Genomic DNA, 17,623 nt, shown 5'->3' with positions numbered 1-17,623 from the left:
CTCCCCTTTGTGACTGACAATTACTCTGCTGTAATCGTCTCTTGAATCGTTGTGCACACATCATGCTCGACCATCGTGCGCGCCTGCTTTATAGCACTGCGCACAGCCTTCGCATTTGATGAACCATGTGCCTTAATTACTGGTGCTTTTAAGCCGAACAACGCGGCGCCACCATATTCTGTATAATCCATTTTTTCCTTTAATACTTTCAAATCACCTTTTACAAGCGCGGCACCGAGCTTTGCTTTTGTAGAAGAGGTCAAGGCATCCTTCAGCATAGAAAATAATGCTCCCGCTGTACCTTCGATCGTTTTCAGAACCATATTACCCGTAAAGCCATCCGTCACTACGACATCCGCCACACTATTTAACAGCTCACGTGCTTCTACATTTCCTTCAAAGTGCATGTCAGCATCTTTCAACAAGTCAAAAGTCGCCTTCGTCAGCTCATTTCCCTTTTTGTCCTCCGTGCCGATATTCAAGAGACCGACACGAGGTGCTGAATAGCCCCGCACCTTTTTCGCATAAATATTTCCCATAATAGCATACTGCACTAAATTCTCTGGCTTTGCATCCGCATTCGCACCAAGGTCCAGCATTAAGAAACCTTTGCCGTCAAGTGTCGGAAGTGTAGTTGCCAATGCAGGACGCTGCACGCCTTCGATTCGTCCTACTTTAAAGAGGCCTCCTGCCATAAGGGCGCCAGTATTTCCGGCTGAAAGGCAGGCATCTGCCGTTCCTTCCGCCACTGCCTCCAGCATACGGGCCATAGAAGAATCTTTTTTACGACGTACAGCACGAGCCGGGTCGTCATCCCCTTCTACTACTTCCTCACAATGGATCACCGTTAGACGCGGGTGGGCCTTTACATAAGGCTTCATTGCATCCTCACGGCCATATAATAAAATCTCTACATCATTAAACTCTTCTAATGCCTGCATGACACCTTCTACGATTGCTTGAGGGGCGTTGTCTCCGCCCATGCCATCTACTGCTAGTTTCATGTCTCGTTTCCACCTTTCGTGCGGTACATTTCAAACTCTCCTGTAAATACTATGTCATTATTTACTGTCGAAGTAACATCTATAATTGTACGATTTTTTTCCGTCTGTTGTGTACGAACAACTGCCTTTGTCACAACACGGTCTCCAGCCTTTACAGGTTTTACGAATGCAACGCTGGATTTTACCGTCAATGCCAGTTCATCATCAATTACTGCTACTGCAAGAGAGTTTGCCTGCGCAAATAAATGGTGTCCGCGGGCAATACCATTACGCTGGAATACGTGCTCTTCTCCAACATCAAAGATGGATAGCGCGCGTTTATCCAGTTCGATATCTATAATTTCACCAATCACTTCGTCAATCGGAAGTGATTTAACTTCATTTTCATAGTTTTTTGACGCTACATCTTTTATACGTTCCCGCAGTTCAGGGATAGACAGTTCCATTCGATCAAGCCTGATTGTCTGGACACTAACGCCAAACTGCTGCGCTAATTGTTCATCAGTGACGAATGGGTTATCTGCAATCGTTTCTATAAGCAATTGCTGACGTTCTTTTTTTGTACGCTTCATATCACTCGTCACCTTCTTATTAAGTATTAGCACTTGGTACTAATACCAATATACATAACTACTAAAAAGAACGCAACAACTTTTTTTGTCATTGCGCTCTGCTCCATTCGTTTTCATTCTTTCACTTTTCCATTAATCAATACGCTCACCCTCTAAAGCACCTGACTTTGCGAGCATATTTCGCAGCGGTTCATATTCATCAGATGACCAGAATACTTCACTTTCAATAAGCCGTACCGCATCCTGACGCGCTACCTCGAGTGCACGATAATCATGCACGAGATCAGCCATTTTAAACTCTGGAAGACCACTCTGCTTCTTGCCAAAGAAATCCCCTGGCCCTCTAAGTTCTAAATCCTTTTCTGCTAAACGGAATCCATCATTTGTTTCTGTCATCGATATCATCCGTTCTTTTCCTTCATCTGTTTTCGGGTCAGCCAACAATACACAATACGACTGGTGTTCTCCACGCCCGACGCGACCTCGAAGCTGATGAAGCTGTGCCAGGCCAAAACGTTCTGCATCATAGATCGTCATAAACGTTGCATTCGGAACGTTCACCCCAACTTCTACGACTGTTGTCGACACAAGCACCTGGATATTTCCCTCGCTGAACGCACGCATGACGGCATCCTTTTCATCCGAGTGCAAACGTCCGTGCATAAGTCCTACAGTGAAGCGTCCATGGAAATAGGTAGTGAGCTGTTCAAATACTTCAACTGCATTCTGCACATCAATTTTATCGGATTCTTCAATCAATGGACAAATAACATATGCCTGACGCCCTGCCGCCAGTTCAGTTTCCATTTTCGTCAATACAGCACCAAGCTGTTCATGTTTCATCCAGTGCGTTTCAATTTGCTTCCGCCCTGCCGGAAGTTCATCGATAATCGATACATCCATTTCTCCGAATGCCGTAATCGCTAATGTACGGGGTATTGGTGTCGCTGTCATGAAAAGTACATCCGGATTTTGTCCCTTATCACGTAATATACGGCGCTGCTCAACTCCGAAGCGGTGCTGTTCATCCGTGATGACAAAGCCGAGTTGCTTAAATTCAACATCCGGCTGAATGAGCGCATGTGTTCCGATTAAAATATCAATTTCACGGTTTGCCAGACGTTCAAGTATTTCCCGTCTTGCCTTTGCTTTTGTAGAACCGGATAACAGTGCAACCCGGACACCGATCGGCTCGAACCAAGCGTATAGGTTTTCAGCGTGCTGCTCTGCCAAAATTTCCGTCGGTGCCATTAATGCTCCCTGAAATCCTGCCGTGACCGCTGCATATAATCCGATTGCCGCCACTACGGTCTTCCCCGAACCAACATCCCCCTGAAGCAAACGGTTCATCCGGTGATGAGATTTCAAATCCTTACAAATTTCATTGACCACCCTTTTTTGAGCGCCTGTCAGCTCATAGGGTAATGTGTTAATGAAAGCGCGCAGTTTTTCAAGATCGTAATGAATCGACAGTCCTTTTTCCTGGTCTTGTCTTGCTTTACGAAGAGCTTGAATACGCAGCTGGAATGCCAGCAGCTCCTCGAACACAAAACGCCTTCTTGCTTGCTTTACATGGTCTGTATCCTTCGGAAAGTGAACCCCTTCAAGCGCCTCTTGCAGCGGCAGCAGTTTATACTGCTCACACATAGAGGGCGGGAGCGTTTCAGGAATATTGTCTCCTGCTTCATCAAGAGCCTGCCGCATCATTTTACGGAAACGATTTTGATGAATTGTATTACGCAGACTATAGACTGGTTCAAAGTCGCCCTGATCCTGCTTTGGGCCAAATTTAATCGACGAGCCGACAATTACCTGGCGTCCGCGGTCCCATTTCCCTGAAACCGTAACAATAGCGCCCGGTATCAACTTTTGCTTTAAATAATGCTGATTGAACATGACGACCTTCACTAAATGCCGCCCTGCCAGCACAGTGACAGTTAAACGGGATTTTTTCCCCATATAAGTAACAGAAGGGATACTCTCTACCCTTGCCTCAATTGTTACTTTTTCATTATGGGGTGTTTCTGCTAAATTTTTTAATGTAAAATCTTCGTGCCGGTATGGAAACGTCCAAATCAAATCCTCGACTGTCTCGATGCCGAGGGATGCCAACTGCTCTGCCGTTTCCTTGCCGACACCCTTCATATTCGATACTGGTTCGGTAGTGTTCACTTGCCCGACAGCTCCTCCAAAATTCGCCCAGCAAAAACTTTGTCTGCTAGTAGAAACAAAGCTTCGCTCAAACTCTCCAGGAAGAGCCTTCCTCCTTCCATTACGATTGCATTTTGCTCTCGCATTTTTTCTATTTATGCACTGTTGCACAACATACGTTCTGTTTTCTACAATTCAATTGTATCATTTATTTTTCTTGTTATCCTCTAAAGATATCTTTTCATCAGCTGCTGACTTATAGGTCTCCGTGCACCAGCAAGAAGGCAAAAAAAAACACACGATTTAGCTCATCGTGTGTTTCTGTCTTCCTTATTGCAGTGATTTGATGCTCTGTAATCCACCGTTATCAAAAATTGCTTTACTGATCGCCTTTCCTGTCGGTGTTGCAGCCAGGCCGCCTCTTGCTGTTTCTTTTAAATTCGGACTCATTGCCTGCCCGATCCGGTACATTGCTCCAATTACTTCGTCGCATGGAATACGGCTTGTCACACCGGCAAGCGCCATATCTGCTGCTACAAGAGCATTCGCTGCCCCCATGGCATTCCGTTTAACACATGGTACTTCCACAAGTCCTGCAACTGGATCACATACAAGCCCAAGCATATTTTTCAATGTAATAGCAAAGCCCTCTGCACTCTGCTGCGGTGTACCCCCAGCCATTTCAACAATAGCCGCTGCCGCCATCGCTGCTGCAGACCCTACCTCTGCCTGACATCCACCAGCTGCACCAGAAATGGATGCATTATTCGCTACGATAAAACCAAATGCGCCGGATGTAAATAAATAACGAATCATTTGTTCACGAGTCGGATTCAGCTTATTTTTAACAGCAAACAGTGTACCCGGCACAACGCCAGCTGAGCCGGCTGTAGGCGTAGCACAGATTGTTCCCATGGCTGCATTCACTTCATTTGTCGCTACCGCTTTACTTACTGCATCAAGCAGCAGCTCACCTGATAATGATTTTCCGCTTGCAATATAGTTTTGAATAAGTACAGCATCTCCACCTGTCAAGCCTGTAACAGACTGAACTCCCTTAAGTCCGCGTTCAACTGCCTCTTCCATTACCGTTAAGTTACGGTCCATCTGCTCCATGATCATTTCTCTACTGCGTCCACTAATCAGCATTTCTTGTTCGATCATAAGCTCTGAAATACTTTTATTCTCTTTTTCCGCTAAGGCAACCAATTCTCTTACATTTTGAAATAACACGTCCACTTTGCGGTCCTCCTAATTATTAATCTTCGAGACTTTTGTAATATGCGGAATATATGAAATCTGGTCCAGAACTCGTTCTTCTATATTTTGGTCCACTTCGATTACCATTAACGCAGTATGTCCTCGTTCGATACGGGATACTTCCATATGGCCAATATTTACGTTATGCATAGCCAGGCAGTTCGCTACATTGGCAATACAGCCTGTGCGATCATTATGCACTACCAGAATAGCCGGCATACCTCCAGTCAAGCGCAGCTTAAAGCCGTTTACTTCACTGATTTCAATTTTTCCGCCCCCAATGGAGATGCCTTCTACACTCATCTCTCCGTCATCATCACTCATGACAATGCGGGCTGTATTTGGATGTTCTTTATGTGCCTCTTCAGGAATAAATTCAAACTCCATCTCAGCTGCTGCTGCATCTTCAAACGCCGTTTTAATGCGCTCATCATACGTATCATAGTTTAAGAGACCCCCAACAATCGCTACGTCCGTTCCATGACCTCGATACGTTTCAGCAAACGAGCCATATAAATGGATTTTCACCTGCTTCGGCTGCCGGCCGAATAAATCACGCGCCACTCTGCCAATCCGTGCTGCCCCTGCTGTATGCGAGCTTGACGGACCGATCATTACTGGACCGATGATATCAAATACAGATGTAAATTTCATCAAGTCACCTTCCCACTTCAATTTTCTCACAATTTTTTTCTTACCTTTAGTTTATCAAGCAAGCCTATCACATACAAATCTTTCAACTTTTCATATGAAAAATAATGTATCCAAGCTGAAATCTCCTCTTTTAAGAGGCTTTTCTTCCCGATTATACACGGGATTGATACGAATCAAAACAAATTTTAATTAAAACGAAAGAGGCTCCCCATAAGCATATACTTACGGGGCAGCCCCTGATCCTTTTATGCATTATTCAACTGATAGGATAAATGGATATAACGATTGTTTTCCTTCAACGATTTCTACTTCTGCATCCGCGAAGTTCTCCTCGATGAAGCTAGCTAATTCGTTCGCTTGTTCTTCCGTTGCATCTTCCCCATAAATGATGGTAATAATTTCGCTGTCTTCATCAGCTATGCCGCCGATTACTTCTTTTGCAGCATCCATCAATTGTGGTGTTGATAAAACGATTTTGCCCTCTGCTAGTGCCATATAGTCATCTTTACGGATTTCCACACCGTCAATCGATGTATCACGTACTGCATATGTCACCTGGCCTGTTTTTACATGGGCAAAGCCTTCTGTCATATTTTCTTTATTTTCTTCGATACTCAGCTCAGGATTGAACGCCAAGATAGCTGCCATCCCTTGAGGAATTGTCTTTGTTGCTACAACAGCCGCTTCAATATCAAGAAGCTCCACCGCTTGTTCTGCCGCCATCACAATATTTTTATTATTTGGCAGGATCAGTACACGCTCTGCGCCGATTTCCTTCACAGCTTTTACAATATCCTCCGTCGATGGGTTCATTGTTTGACCGCCCTCAATGACATAAGAGGCACCGATCGAACGAAGCAGATTGGCAATCCCTTCCCCCATTGCAATCGTGACAACTGCATAAGGGTGCTGTTCTTTTTTCGCTGGCGGAGCTGCAGGAGCTGAAGAATCACCTACGATAGCCGAGTGCTGCTCGCGCATATTATCTACTTTAATTTTAATTAAGCTTCCATACTTTTGCCCTGCCGATAAAACTGCACCAGGCGTTTCTGTGTGAATATGTACTTTCGCAATTTCATCATCAGAAATAACTAGCAGCGAGTCACCAAATGGATTTAGCTCATTGCGGAACTGATCTTCATTAAAAGGCTCTTTTTCATCTTCAAAACGTACCATAATTTCTGTACAGTAGCCGAATTCGATATCTTCTGTATTCATAAAATCTTGAACACGATGGTGCTCTGCACTGATTAAATCATCCAAGGATGCATCATTTCGTTCAGGAAGCTCCTCACCTTTTAAAGACGCAAGAAAACCTTCGTACACAAACAGCAGTCCTTGTCCACCACTGTCAACTACGCCGACTTCTTTTAATACAGGTAATAGTTCAGGAGTACGATTTAAAGATGCTTTCGCCTCTTCCACGAATGCCTCCATCAATTCAATTAAATCATCTGTAGTCTCTGCAGCTTCGACACCTTTAGCCGCTGCTTCGCGTGCCACTGTTAAAATCGTTCCTTCTACCGGCTTCATCACCGCTTTATACGCAGTATCCACACCGCCTTGGAAAGCTGCAGCCAGCCCTTTCGCATCGATTGCCGCATCTTTTTCAATCGCTTTTCCAAAGCCGCGGAATAATTGCGATAAAATAACGCCTGAGTTGCCGCGCGCACCCATTAATAATCCTTTTGATAACGCCTGTGCTGTCTTCCCGATATGCTCACTTGTGTTCGCTTCCGTTTCCTTTGCACCTGACGTCATCGATAAATTCATATTCGTCCCTGTATCACCGTCTGGTACTGGGAATACATTTAACGAATCTACATAACTTGCATTTTGGTAGAGGTGATGTGCACCCATCTGTACCATTTCTGCAAATTTAATTCCGTCTAATGACTTCATTCGCCTTGAATCCTCCTCTTACACATTCATTACGCGCACGCCTTGAACAAAGATGTTCACTGATTTTACGCTCATGCCTAATGTTTTGTTCACTGTATATTTTACTTTTGATTGTACTTGGTATGCGATTTCAGAAATTTTCGTTCCATAGCTTACAATGATGTACATATCAATATGCAAATCTTCGCCATCCTGGCGGATCAATACGCCCTTTGCAAAGTTTTCTTTCCGTAAAATATCTGTCAAGCCATCACGAATTTGGTGTTTACTTGCCATACCTACAATTCCGTAGCATTCGATTGCAGCGCCGCCTGCAATTTGTGCAATGACGTCATTGGAAATATCAATTTGGCCGAATTCATTTTTTAATTCTACTGACATACATATGCCTCCTTGGCTCTTTTTGACTGTCTATATTGTACTACACAAAGATTGATTATAAAAGAAAACGTTCATTGAAGTCTAGCGGTTACAATGAAAAGCGATTGCACCCCTTATAATTGACAATGCTTTACAAGGTGTAAAGGTTTTTTTCTTGAAAGTATGTGCGAAATGTCTTGCAAGCATGTAGAGTCTATGTTAAATTATTATGGTATGTGAAATATCGAACTGAAAAACAAGCTTTCAGATTCATCTGTTAGGAGGGAATTTACATGCCAAAGAAATGTGTTATCACTGGCCGTAAAGCTCGTACAGGCAACAACCGTTCTCACGCTATGAACGCTTCTAAACGTACTTGGGGCGCTAACTTACAAAAAGTTCGTATCCTAGTTGACGGTAAGCCAAAACGTGTATGGGTTTCTGCTCGTGCATTAAAATCAGGTAAAGTTGAGCGCGTTTAATCGCGTACTGGGCATCAGCATTTACTGTTGATGCTCTTTTTTATCAAAAAACAAGGGAGTGAGTAGCCATAACGGTTACCCACTCCCTTTTATTTTTTCTCCCGGCGAAAAACCTTGATGCAAGCTCTTGTCATACTGCTTAAAAATTTTGGAATTTGAAAAGTGTATACTTTCACTATCGCTCCCCCTTAGTCCATGCTTCTTACCATTAAACATATGCCAGAGGTGAACGCGATATACGCATCATCTTGTATGATTTCATTACTTGTAAAACGGGATGTCCCCTGCTCAATCATTTCCTTCGTCGTTTCGTATTTGACTCCCCGAAGCGTAACTCCCTGAATTGCCTCCCCATAGGCAAAAAAGGAAAGGTATTGGTGCTTCGTATTTTTAAGTTGATGGTGCCCCGGCAGCAAAAACTGCAGTTCATTTTGCTTGTTAATAATTTTAAACTGAATATTCGGATATGCAAGCTGGAAACGGTATAAGGAGCGCAGCGCTGCTTCATGGTGGTCAAGCCGCCCTCCCGTAACGCCTGTTAACAAGACGGTGTGCGGGTGGAACTCAAGTGCCCGCTCAAGTGCCAGATCAGTATCCGTTTCATCCTTTTCAGCCTGGAACATTTCAACATGTATTACGGTTTCGGAAATACGTGCATACTCTTCTTCCGTGACCGAATCAAAATCACCCACGATTGCATCCGGTATAATACCCTCTTCAATTAAATGATAGGCCCCGCGGTCCACCCCAATCCACCGGTCTGCTTTTAAATGAAAGACGGCCTCACGAATGGGGCCGCCTGAACAAATGGCTACGATCATTGAATAGCAGCTAGGCCGGCTTGCTTGATTTCCTGCAATGCTGCCGCCCGGTCTTCCTTACTATAAATGGCAGATCCTGCCACAAAAATATTGGCACCGGCTTTTACACAAGGGACAATTGTTTCTGCTGTAATACCGCCATCAATCTCAATATCTATCTCCAATCCTCGCTCTTTGATGATGCTAGATAATGCCTCGATTTTAGGCAGTACAGAAGAGATAAACTTCTGGCCTCCAAAACCTGGGTTTACTGTCATGAACAATACCATATCTACATCCTCTAAAATATGAAGAATCGATTCGATTGGGGTATGCGGGTTTAAAACGACACCTGGTTTTACGCCGAATGAACGGATCAGCTGAATCGTACGATGCAAATGGCGGCAAGCCTCTACATGTACCGTTATATAATCCGCGCCTGCCTTGGCGAACTGCTCGATATACTGATCTGGGTTTTCAATCATTAAATGGACATCCATTGGTAAAGTCGATAAAGGACGGATCGCCTCTAAAGCAATTGCTCCAAAGGAAATGTTCGGTACGAAATGTCCGTCCATTACATCAATATGAATTAATTCTGCTCCTGCTGCTTCCACTTCCTTCACTTCTTCACCTAATTTGGCAAAGTCTGCAGCTAGAATAGATGGTGCAATTTTTATCATCATTAATACCTCGGCTTTCGATCAAGTATTTCTTGCAAAAACTGTTCATAATGCTCATAGCGGTATGCTTTTATCTCACCCGTTTCAAGCGCTGCCTTTACTGCACATTTCGGCTCCTTTATATGTAGGCAGCCACGGAATTTACACCCTTCTGCGATGCGCTGAAATTCTGGAAAACACGCTGTTAATTCTTCTTTTTCAATCGTATCGAAATCAAATGAACTGAATCCTGGTGTGTCAGCCAGCAGACCTCCACATACTTCAATTAACTCAACGTGACGTGTTGTATGCTTTCCGCGCCCGAGACTTTGCGAAATAATGCCAGTTTTTAAATTTAAGTTTGGCAGGAGTGTATTCAAAAGTGTTGACTTTCCGACACCTGATTGCCCTGCCAGGACTGTTGTTTTTCCTTCCAAAACTGGCTGAAGGCGATCAAGCAAGGAAACATCTTCTTTATAGGTCGTAATAACTTCATAGCCGATTGCCTTGTAATCTTCAATATAAGCTTCCAGCCCAGCGTGCTCACTGTCTGCCAATAAGTCCATCTTTGTCAAACAAATGATCGGCTCAATATGAAATGACTCTAAAACGACTAAAAAGCGATCTAGCAGGATTGTATTGAACTCCGGCTCCTTTACTGAAAAGACAAGAATCGCTTGATCAATATTTGCAATCGGCGGTCGTACAAGCTCATTTTTACGTGGATGGATTTTCATTACATAGCCATCCGATTCACCATCTTTCGTAAAATCAACGACGTCACCGACAAGCGGAGCTTCACCACGGTTGCGGAATACCCCACGGCCTCTACACTGAATCAGTTCTCCATCCTGCTCAACATAATAATATCCGCTTAATGCTTTTCTAATTTGGCCTTGCGCCATGTAAACCCTCCCATCAATTCTGCCTCGGCATCATCATAGTCGGATACAGCTTTGTGCAGACACAAAGCTGTATCCGTGACATTCACCAAAGGCTTTCACTGCTTTTTAGACGAGCAGTAAATGCTCGCTGACAATAATCTAAATCCTTACTCATTCGCATCAATAAATCGAAGGACTTCTATTGAACAACATTAAAAATCATCAAAGGAAATAGTTTCTTGGGCAAACGTGACTGAATCCAGGATGATTCGGTATGCCGCTTTTTCTCCTTCTACAATTTCCAGCTGAATAGGATATGTTCTATCTTCTGTAATAACAAATTCCTCAATAGGCTCCGCCATTGTATGAGTCTTATCCTGGATATAAATTTGGACGGTCTGCGGAATTGGCTCACCGTTTTCATCTAGCTTCTCCTCATACTTAATTGGAATGATTTTGTTATATAATTTTGTTCTTTTTTCTGCTGGGCCCTTCGAAAGGACAACAGTAATTGTCGTTCCTTCTGTTATTTGCGAGCCGGCTGAAGGATTTTGTGAAACAACGCTTCCTTTGGGAATTGTATCCGAATTAACCGGATTCCCCTTTTTAATATTCAAGCCTATATTTCGTGCATAATCATTCACTTCCGCCTCGGTATAACCCTTTAGATTATCAACGGTCAGCACCTTTTTTCCCTTGCTCACCTGCAATGTGACAACTGTATCCTCTGCCACTACTTCTTCTCCTGCTGCAGGTTCTTGATTAAGAACCTCACCTGCTTGTGCGTCAGAATTGACCTCTATAGTTTCAACGTCTTGGAACCCGGCTTTTTCAAGTAAAGACAATGCTTGACTAACCTGCTCTCCTACATAATCATCCATTTCGACCATTTCTTCGCCAAGGCTGACAATTAACTGTACCTCAGTCCCCTTTACTCTTGAAAGCCCCGATTTTGGAGTTGTACCAATTACCTTATCTTTTTCAACTTCCTCTGAGTTGCGTTCAATCGGTTCACCAACTGTAAAGCCTGCCTTTTCCAAATCGGCTGTAGCTTCTTCTACCGATAAATTAGCAACATCCGGAATTTCTACCTTAGATGGCGTCAATGCAAAAATCAGCACGAGTGCCAAGATAGCCAGGGTCACTACAGCCCCTAGGAGAATCGGCCATTTCTTTCTTTTCTTTTTCTCCTTTACTGGCTGTTTTGGTGGTTTGGGCTGCTCTCTTTCAATAGGCTTTACCTTATCAATCGGTTTTGTCTTTAATAGGTCATCGACAGGTAACTTTTCTCTAATAATTGGAATAGCCTTTGTTGCCTCATCATCAATAGGCAACGCAAACTTCGGCTCATTCACCCGCGCTGCTGACAGGCATGTTTGCAAATCTTCTTCCATCTCATTCATGCTGGTATAGCGATGATTTGCATCCTTTGCAGTCGCTTTTAACACTACATTTTCAAGCGCCTGTGGAATAGATGCATCAAAAGCTCTTACAGAGGGCGTTTCAGACTGTAAATGCTTTAAGGCGATCGAAACGGCAGATTCACCTGAAAAAGGCAGTTCCCCTGTTAACAGCTCGTAAAGTACGATTCCTAATGAATAAATATCTGACTTTTCTGTTGCGCCTCCTCCACGAGCCTGTTCTGGAGAAAGATAGTGAACTGTTCCCATTACAGAGTTCGTCTGCGTATAGCTCGTTGCATTCAAAGTTGTCGCTATACCAAAATCTGTAATTTTTACATTCCCTTCTGCGTCCATCAAAATATTTTGGGGCTTGATATCACGATGGATAATCCCATTTTCATGCGCATGTGCAATCGCCGATGTCAATTGCTTCATAATGTGTACACTTTTCGCAGGGGACAATGGGGAAAACTCCTGTATGTATTGCTTCAATGTCTTCCCTTTAACATATTCCATTACAATATAGTGCATATCTCCGTCTTCACCGGCATCATAGACACTCACAATGTTGGGATGTGTTAGGCTTGTAGCAGATAATGCCTCTCGCTGAAAACGTCGATGCAATTCTTCCTCATTTGAAAAATCATACCGCAAAATTTTAATTGCCACATCACGGCTCAAAATAATATCGTGTGCTAAGTAAACATGACTCATCCCACCGCCGCCAATCAGCGATAAAATTTCATAACGTTCACCTACCCGTTTTCCAATCAGCATGCCTACACCTCCTCTTTCATCGTCATTAATATAAGGGAAATATTATCTTCACCACCGCTGTCGTTTGCCAGCTTGACGAGTTTTTCTCCTTTTTCTTTCAGTGGCATAGGCAATGTAATGATTGCGGCCATTTCATTTGCCGTCAACTTATTGCTCAGTCCATCTGAACAAATGAGTAAATAGGAGTCTTCCTCCACTTTCGTATCATAAAAATCCGGCTGGATAGAGCTTTCTGTTCCAAGTGATTTTAGTATGAAATTTTTCTGTGGATGGTTTTGAGCTTCTTCTTCACTGATTTGACCGCTTTCTAATAAAACATTCACATATGAGTGGTCACGCGTAATTAGCGTAACCGACTCGTTAGTGAAATGATAAACCCGACTGTCACCTATATGACTAATAATGCAGTCCATATGATGAACCAGCACGGCGATGAGTGTAGTCCCCATTCCTTGACAGTCTTCATGTGATAGGGAGTAACGATAAATTTCATCATTAATTTGTGATACAGCATCACGAAGCCACTCCTTGCGGCTTTCTAGGGAATGGAAGCGGGTGCCTTCCTCCTTAAGGAAAAGCTTTCGCATCTGCTCAATCGCCATTTCACTTGCTACATCGCCTGCATTATGACCGCCCATGCCGTCTGCCAAAATAGCAAGTTTGAATTGATCAGGCCGCTCGACAAATGCGACCCGATCTTCATTAACTGCACGCTTTAATCCAACATCAATTTCGACTGTAAAGTTCAAAATGGTCACCTACCTTACTTCATCTTGGCGTTCTTGTGCACGTAACTGTCCACAAGCTGCTGCAATATCTGCTCCTTGCTCACGACGAATTGTTACATTCACGCCACGCTCTTTCAATGTACGCTCAAATGCAAAAATGCTGCTGCGTGATGTACGAACATAGTCACGCTCCGGTACATAGTTGATTGGTATCAAATTGACATGGCACTTAATTCCTTTGATCAAATCAGCTAATTCATTAGCGACTTCGACTGAGTCATTTTCACCAGACATCAATCCATACTCAAAGCTTACACGACGGCCTGTTTTCTTTGTATAATAACGGACTGCTTCCAATAGTTCGTCAATTTTATATGCTCGGGCAATCGGCATCAATTTCTGACGTGCTTCCTGGTTAGGGGCATGCAGTGAAACTGCAAAGTTGATTTGCAATTGCTCATCGGCAAATTGATAAATCTTTGGTACAATCCCAGAAGTTGAAACAGTAATATGGCGAGCACCGATGTTTAAGCCCTTATCATTATTAACAATTTTCAGGAAGTTCATCATTGCATCGTAGTTGTCGAACGGTTCGCCAATCCCCATGATAACAATAGAGCTTACACGTTCGTCCACTTCATCCAATGTTTGCTGGACTTTTACAACCTGCTCTACAATTTCTCCCGCCAGTAAATGGCGTTTCAGCCCGCCTAATGTAGAGGCACAGAATGTACAGCCAATACGGCATCCTACCTGCGTCGTGACACAGACAGAATTCCCGTAATCGTGGCGCATCAATACTGTTTCAATAGAATAGCCGTCCTGCAGCTGGAATAAAAACTTGATTGTCCCGTCCTTTGATTCCTGCTTTATAAGTGTCGACAACGTTGTTAACGCGAAATTCTCCTCTAACTTTTCACGCAGCCCTTTAGAGAGATTAGACATTTCTTCGAATGTTTTGACACGCTTGTCATACAGCCATTCGTAAATTTGTCCGGCCCGGAACGGCTTTTCTCCGTTTTCCTTTAACCATTCCTGCAGTTCATCTGGGCGCAGGGAATAAATCGATTCCTTCAATTGAGGCTTTTCTTTTTTCTGACGACGAACCGGCTTGACTTCCGTCTCTTCCACTAAATCTTGAATACGTTCATCAAATTTATTTTGATCCATTACTTAAATTGTTTCTCCTTTTTTACGAAACGCTGCGACGAAAAAGCCGTCGCTGCCAAAATCTTGCGGGAATACTTGCAGCATCCCGTTATTTTGTTTCGCTAATAGTTTTTCTGGTAAATTTGTTATTTCCTCACGTTCCATTTCCGGGTGTGTAGAAATAAATGCCTCTACCGTCCCTTCATTTTCACGCTTATCCACTGTACATGTACTATATACGAGGCGTCCACCGGGTTTTAGTACTTGTACTGCATTAGCTAAAATCGCTAATTGGATCGCCTGTAAACTCTCTAAATCCTCTTCGCGCTTTGTATATTTAATATCAGGCTTCCGGCGCATAACGCCCAATCCTGAGCAAGGGGCATCAACAAGCACCGCATCATAACTTTCCTTTGCAAGAAAGTCTGCAGCCTTTCGTCCATCGACCGGCGCTGTCTGAACAATATCCAGTCCAAGACGTGCTGTGTTTTCATCAATAAGATCGAGCTTATGTGGATGTAAATCCATCGCTAAAATAGAGCCATCATTCTCCATTTTTTCTGCCATATGCGTCGTCTTGCCACCCGGGGCTGCACACATATCGAGCACCTTCATTCCCGGCTTTGGATCAAGAACATTTGCAGGCATCATGGAGCTTTCGTCCTGAATAGTAATAAGCCCTTCTTTAAACGCTTTTGTACGTGCCGCTGTTCCATTTGTCAAATGGATACATTCAGGCATCATATCACTCTGCTTCGCCTTCACGCCTTCTTGCTCAAGAGACGCTAATACATCTTCTACAGTTGCACGTGTCATGTTGACCCTAACCGTCTGTACTGGCGGTATATTATTTTCATGAAGCATAGCGGCCGTTTCATCAAAGCCATAGCTTTCTACCCAGCGTTCTACCAGCCATTGCGGATGACTCGTCTCAACCGAAAGGCGCTCCACCGGATTCTTGATATCCTCAACCGTTGGTACACCTTGACGTAAAATCGAACGCAATATGCCATTGACCATTGAAGCAATCCCTTTATGGCCTCGTCGCTTTGCAATTTCTACAGCCTCATTTACAGCAGCATGCGCTGGAATGCGCGTCAAATATTCCATTTGATACAGCGACAGGCGTAAAAGCCAGCGTACCCATAAATCCACCTTGCCTTTGATAAAAGGTTCTAGATAATAATCTAGTGTCAGCTTATGTTGCAAGGTACCATACGTAATCTCCGTCAGTAAACCTCTGTCTTTCACATCGATTTTATATTTCTCGATCGTCTGGTGGAGCAATAAATTGCTGTATGCCTGATTTTTATCGACCGCCAGCAGGATGGAAAGAGCAGCATCTCTTACGTTGCCATCCCAGATTTGTTGCTTCTTTTTACTCATTCAAAACGGTCTCCAATCTGTAATTTCGAGCCTGTACCACGAAGGTATTCCTGTGCTGTCATACGCTTTTTACCTGCTGGCTGCAAGTCATATACAGCTAGAGAGCCGCCCTCTCCTGTAGCAATCTCGAAATTGTCTTGATGGATAGCCACCACTTCACCTGGCTGACGATCATTGGCTGTCGTACCGACTTGCGCCCACCATATTTTAAAGTTGGCGCCTTCAAACGTTGTATAGGCAACAGGCCATGGATGAAGACCGCGTACTTGATTGTAAATTGTACGAGCCTCTTTTGACCAGTCAATGCGCTCCTGTTCACGGCTAATGTTAGAGGCAAACGTTACCTTTGACTCGTCTTGTGGGATTCGAGGATTTGTCCCATCAATAATTGAAGGTAAGGTATTCTTTAAAAGCTCCCGGCCCACTTCACTTAATTTTTCAAACATACTGCCGGTATGGTCAGTATCTTCAATTACAATTCCCTGTTGGGAAATAATGTCGCCGGCATCCAGCTTTTCAGCCATATACATGATTGTTACACCAGTAGTATCCTGTCCGTCGATAATGGCTTGATGGATAGGAGCGCCCCCCCGATACTGCGGCAGTAAAGAAGCATGCACATTGATACAGCCAAGACGCGGTGCCTCAAGCAGCTCCTTCGGCAGGATTTGACCAAACGCAGCAGTAATGACGAGATCAGCACCAAGATCAATAATTTGCTGAAGTTCTTCAGAACCTCTTAATTTTTCCGGCTGAATAACCGGCAGTCCTAAACGTACCGCCTCTTCCTTTACCGGGGGCGGCGTTAGCACCTTTTTACGACCTACCGGGCGATCCGGCTGTGTCACAACAGCCAGCACCTGATAGCCTTCTTCATGAAGCATGCGCAAAATTGGTGCTGAAAAGGCTGGTGTGCCCATAAAAACAACAGATGTCATATTACTCCTCCTCAACGTCCGCGTACATTTCATCAAGCTCTTCTTGTGTCAATACACGCGTCATTTTCGAGTCGAACAGCACCCCATCTAAGTGATCAATTTCATGTAAAATACAACGTGCTTCAAAATCTTCTGCTTCTAACTCATATATACGGCCTTCACGGTCTGCCGCCTCAATTTTTACGTAAGTCGGACGCTTTACCATCCCGAACAAGTCAGGGAAGCTCAGGCATCCTTCTACATCTTCGGCTTCACCGCGTGTTTCAAGAACTACCGGATTGATCATCTCTAAAATATCTTCTCCAAGTTCCACTATAGCTACACGCAGATTTACACCGATTTGCGGAGCAGCAATTCCTACACCGTCGTATTCCACCATTGTGTCGTATAAATCATCTAAAAGCGCAATGATTTTCTCATCGATCACTTCAACTTCTTTTGTTTTAGAAGATAAAACCTTTGCAGGCGCCTTCACTACCTCTTTAATTGCCATATATTTTTTACCTCTTTC

18 protein-coding genes are annotated in these 17,623 nt (G+C 43.7%); 1 reads left to right on the top strand and 17 read right to left on the bottom strand.

What is annotated here, in order from left to right:
* Positions 1-20 precede the first annotated feature (20 nt).
* The 7 genes from plsX to AA0Y26_RS04310 all read right to left on the bottom strand — a co-directional run bounded on the left by plsX (position 21) and on the right by AA0Y26_RS04310 (position 7,924).
* A complete protein-coding gene (gene plsX / locus AA0Y26_RS04340) occupies positions 21-1,004 on the bottom strand; it encodes a phosphate acyltransferase PlsX (protein WP_413365438.1) in 984 nt (327 codons plus the stop codon).
* A complete protein-coding gene (gene fapR / locus AA0Y26_RS04335) occupies positions 1,001-1,576 on the bottom strand; it encodes a transcription factor FapR (RefSeq protein WP_413365436.1) in 576 nt (191 codons plus the stop codon). Before fapR ends, plsX begins: the two co-directional genes overlap by 4 nt.
* A 132-nt stretch (positions 1,577-1,708) precedes the next feature.
* Entirely contained in the window at positions 1,709-3,748 is a 2,040-nt protein-coding gene (recG, locus tag AA0Y26_RS04330) for an ATP-dependent DNA helicase RecG (protein WP_413365434.1), read from the bottom strand.
* Between the two features lie 309 nt (positions 3,749-4,057).
* Positions 4,058-4,966, bottom strand: a complete 909-nt coding sequence (gene sdaAA / locus AA0Y26_RS04325) for an L-serine ammonia-lyase, iron-sulfur-dependent, subunit alpha (protein WP_413365433.1) — start codon at positions 4,964-4,966, stop codon at positions 4,058-4,060.
* A gap of 12 nt (positions 4,967-4,978) precedes the next feature.
* Positions 4,979-5,641, bottom strand: a complete 663-nt coding sequence (gene sdaAB, locus AA0Y26_RS04320) for an L-serine ammonia-lyase, iron-sulfur-dependent subunit beta (protein WP_413365432.1) — start codon at positions 5,639-5,641, stop codon at positions 4,979-4,981.
* Between the two features lie 252 nt (positions 5,642-5,893).
* Positions 5,894-7,543, bottom strand: a complete 1,650-nt coding sequence (locus AA0Y26_RS04315) for a DAK2 domain-containing protein (RefSeq protein WP_413365430.1) — start codon at positions 7,541-7,543, stop codon at positions 5,894-5,896.
* Positions 7,544-7,561: 18 nt separating this feature from the next.
* On the bottom strand, positions 7,562-7,924 hold the full coding sequence (locus AA0Y26_RS04310) for an Asp23/Gls24 family envelope stress response protein (protein WP_413365428.1): 363 nt from the start codon (positions 7,922-7,924) through the stop codon (positions 7,562-7,564).
* A gap of 272 nt (positions 7,925-8,196) precedes the next feature.
* Between AA0Y26_RS04310 and rpmB the strand changes: the two genes are divergently transcribed.
* Entirely contained in the window at positions 8,197-8,385 is a 189-nt protein-coding gene (gene rpmB / locus AA0Y26_RS04305; RefSeq protein WP_036151179.1) for a 50S ribosomal protein L28, read from the top strand.
* An 89-nt stretch (positions 8,386-8,474) separates the two neighbouring features.
* Here rpmB and spoVM read toward each other — a convergent pair whose 3' ends face one another.
* The 10 genes from spoVM to def all read right to left on the bottom strand — a co-directional run bounded on the left by spoVM (position 8,475) and on the right by def (position 17,605).
* Positions 8,475-8,561, bottom strand: a complete 87-nt coding sequence (gene spoVM, locus AA0Y26_RS04300; protein ID WP_407655990.1) for a stage V sporulation protein SpoVM — start codon at positions 8,559-8,561, stop codon at positions 8,475-8,477.
* 12 nt (positions 8,562-8,573) lie between these two features.
* Positions 8,574-9,206 carry a thiamine diphosphokinase gene (locus AA0Y26_RS04295; RefSeq protein ID WP_413365426.1) on the bottom strand — a complete coding sequence of 211 codons (633 nt, stop codon included), beginning with the start codon at positions 9,204-9,206 and terminating at the stop codon, positions 8,574-8,576.
* Positions 9,203-9,868 carry a ribulose-phosphate 3-epimerase gene (gene rpe, locus AA0Y26_RS04290; RefSeq protein ID WP_413368039.1) on the bottom strand — a complete coding sequence of 222 codons (666 nt, stop codon included), beginning with the start codon at positions 9,866-9,868 and terminating at the stop codon, positions 9,203-9,205. The genes AA0Y26_RS04295 and rpe overlap by 4 nt, the downstream gene beginning before the upstream one ends.
* A gap of 2 nt (positions 9,869-9,870) precedes the next feature.
* Positions 9,871-10,752: a ribosome small subunit-dependent GTPase A gene (rsgA, locus tag AA0Y26_RS04285; RefSeq protein ID WP_413365424.1), complete on the bottom strand. Its 882-nt coding sequence runs from the start codon at positions 10,750-10,752 to the stop codon at positions 9,871-9,873.
* Between the two features lie 191 nt (positions 10,753-10,943).
* Complete coding sequence (gene pknB, locus AA0Y26_RS04280) at positions 10,944-12,911, bottom strand: Stk1 family PASTA domain-containing Ser/Thr kinase (protein ID WP_413365422.1); 1,968 nt, start codon at positions 12,909-12,911, stop codon at positions 10,944-10,946.
* Positions 12,912-12,913: 2 nt separating this feature from the next.
* Positions 12,914-13,660 carry a Stp1/IreP family PP2C-type Ser/Thr phosphatase gene (locus tag AA0Y26_RS04275; RefSeq protein ID WP_413365420.1) on the bottom strand — a complete coding sequence of 249 codons (747 nt, stop codon included), beginning with the start codon at positions 13,658-13,660 and terminating at the stop codon, positions 12,914-12,916.
* A gap of 9 nt (positions 13,661-13,669) precedes the next feature.
* Complete coding sequence (gene rlmN, locus AA0Y26_RS04270; protein WP_413365419.1) at positions 13,670-14,809, bottom strand: 23S rRNA (adenine(2503)-C(2))-methyltransferase RlmN; 1,140 nt, start codon at positions 14,807-14,809, stop codon at positions 13,670-13,672.
* A 3-nt stretch (positions 14,810-14,812) separates the two neighbouring features.
* Positions 14,813-16,174, bottom strand: coding sequence for a 16S rRNA (cytosine(967)-C(5))-methyltransferase RsmB (rsmB, locus tag AA0Y26_RS04265; RefSeq protein ID WP_413365417.1), 1,362 nt, complete (start codon positions 16,172-16,174; stop codon positions 14,813-14,815).
* Positions 16,171-17,112 carry a methionyl-tRNA formyltransferase gene (gene fmt, locus AA0Y26_RS04260; RefSeq protein ID WP_413365415.1) on the bottom strand — a complete coding sequence of 314 codons (942 nt, stop codon included), beginning with the start codon at positions 17,110-17,112 and terminating at the stop codon, positions 16,171-16,173. Before fmt ends, rsmB begins: the two co-directional genes overlap by 4 nt.
* 1 nt (position 17,113) lies before the next feature.
* Positions 17,114-17,605, bottom strand: coding sequence for a peptide deformylase (def, locus tag AA0Y26_RS04255; RefSeq protein ID WP_413365413.1), 492 nt, complete (start codon positions 17,603-17,605; stop codon positions 17,114-17,116).
* Between the last annotated feature and the right edge of the window lie 18 nt (positions 17,606-17,623).

The sequence above is a fragment of the Lysinibacillus canaveralius genome, from assembly GCF_047301505.1.
Lineage (GTDB): Bacteria > Bacillota > Bacilli > Bacillales_A > Planococcaceae > Lysinibacillus_B.
The sequence above is the reverse complement of the archived record's forward strand: the minus strand, read 5'-3'. Positions and strand labels throughout refer to the sequence as shown.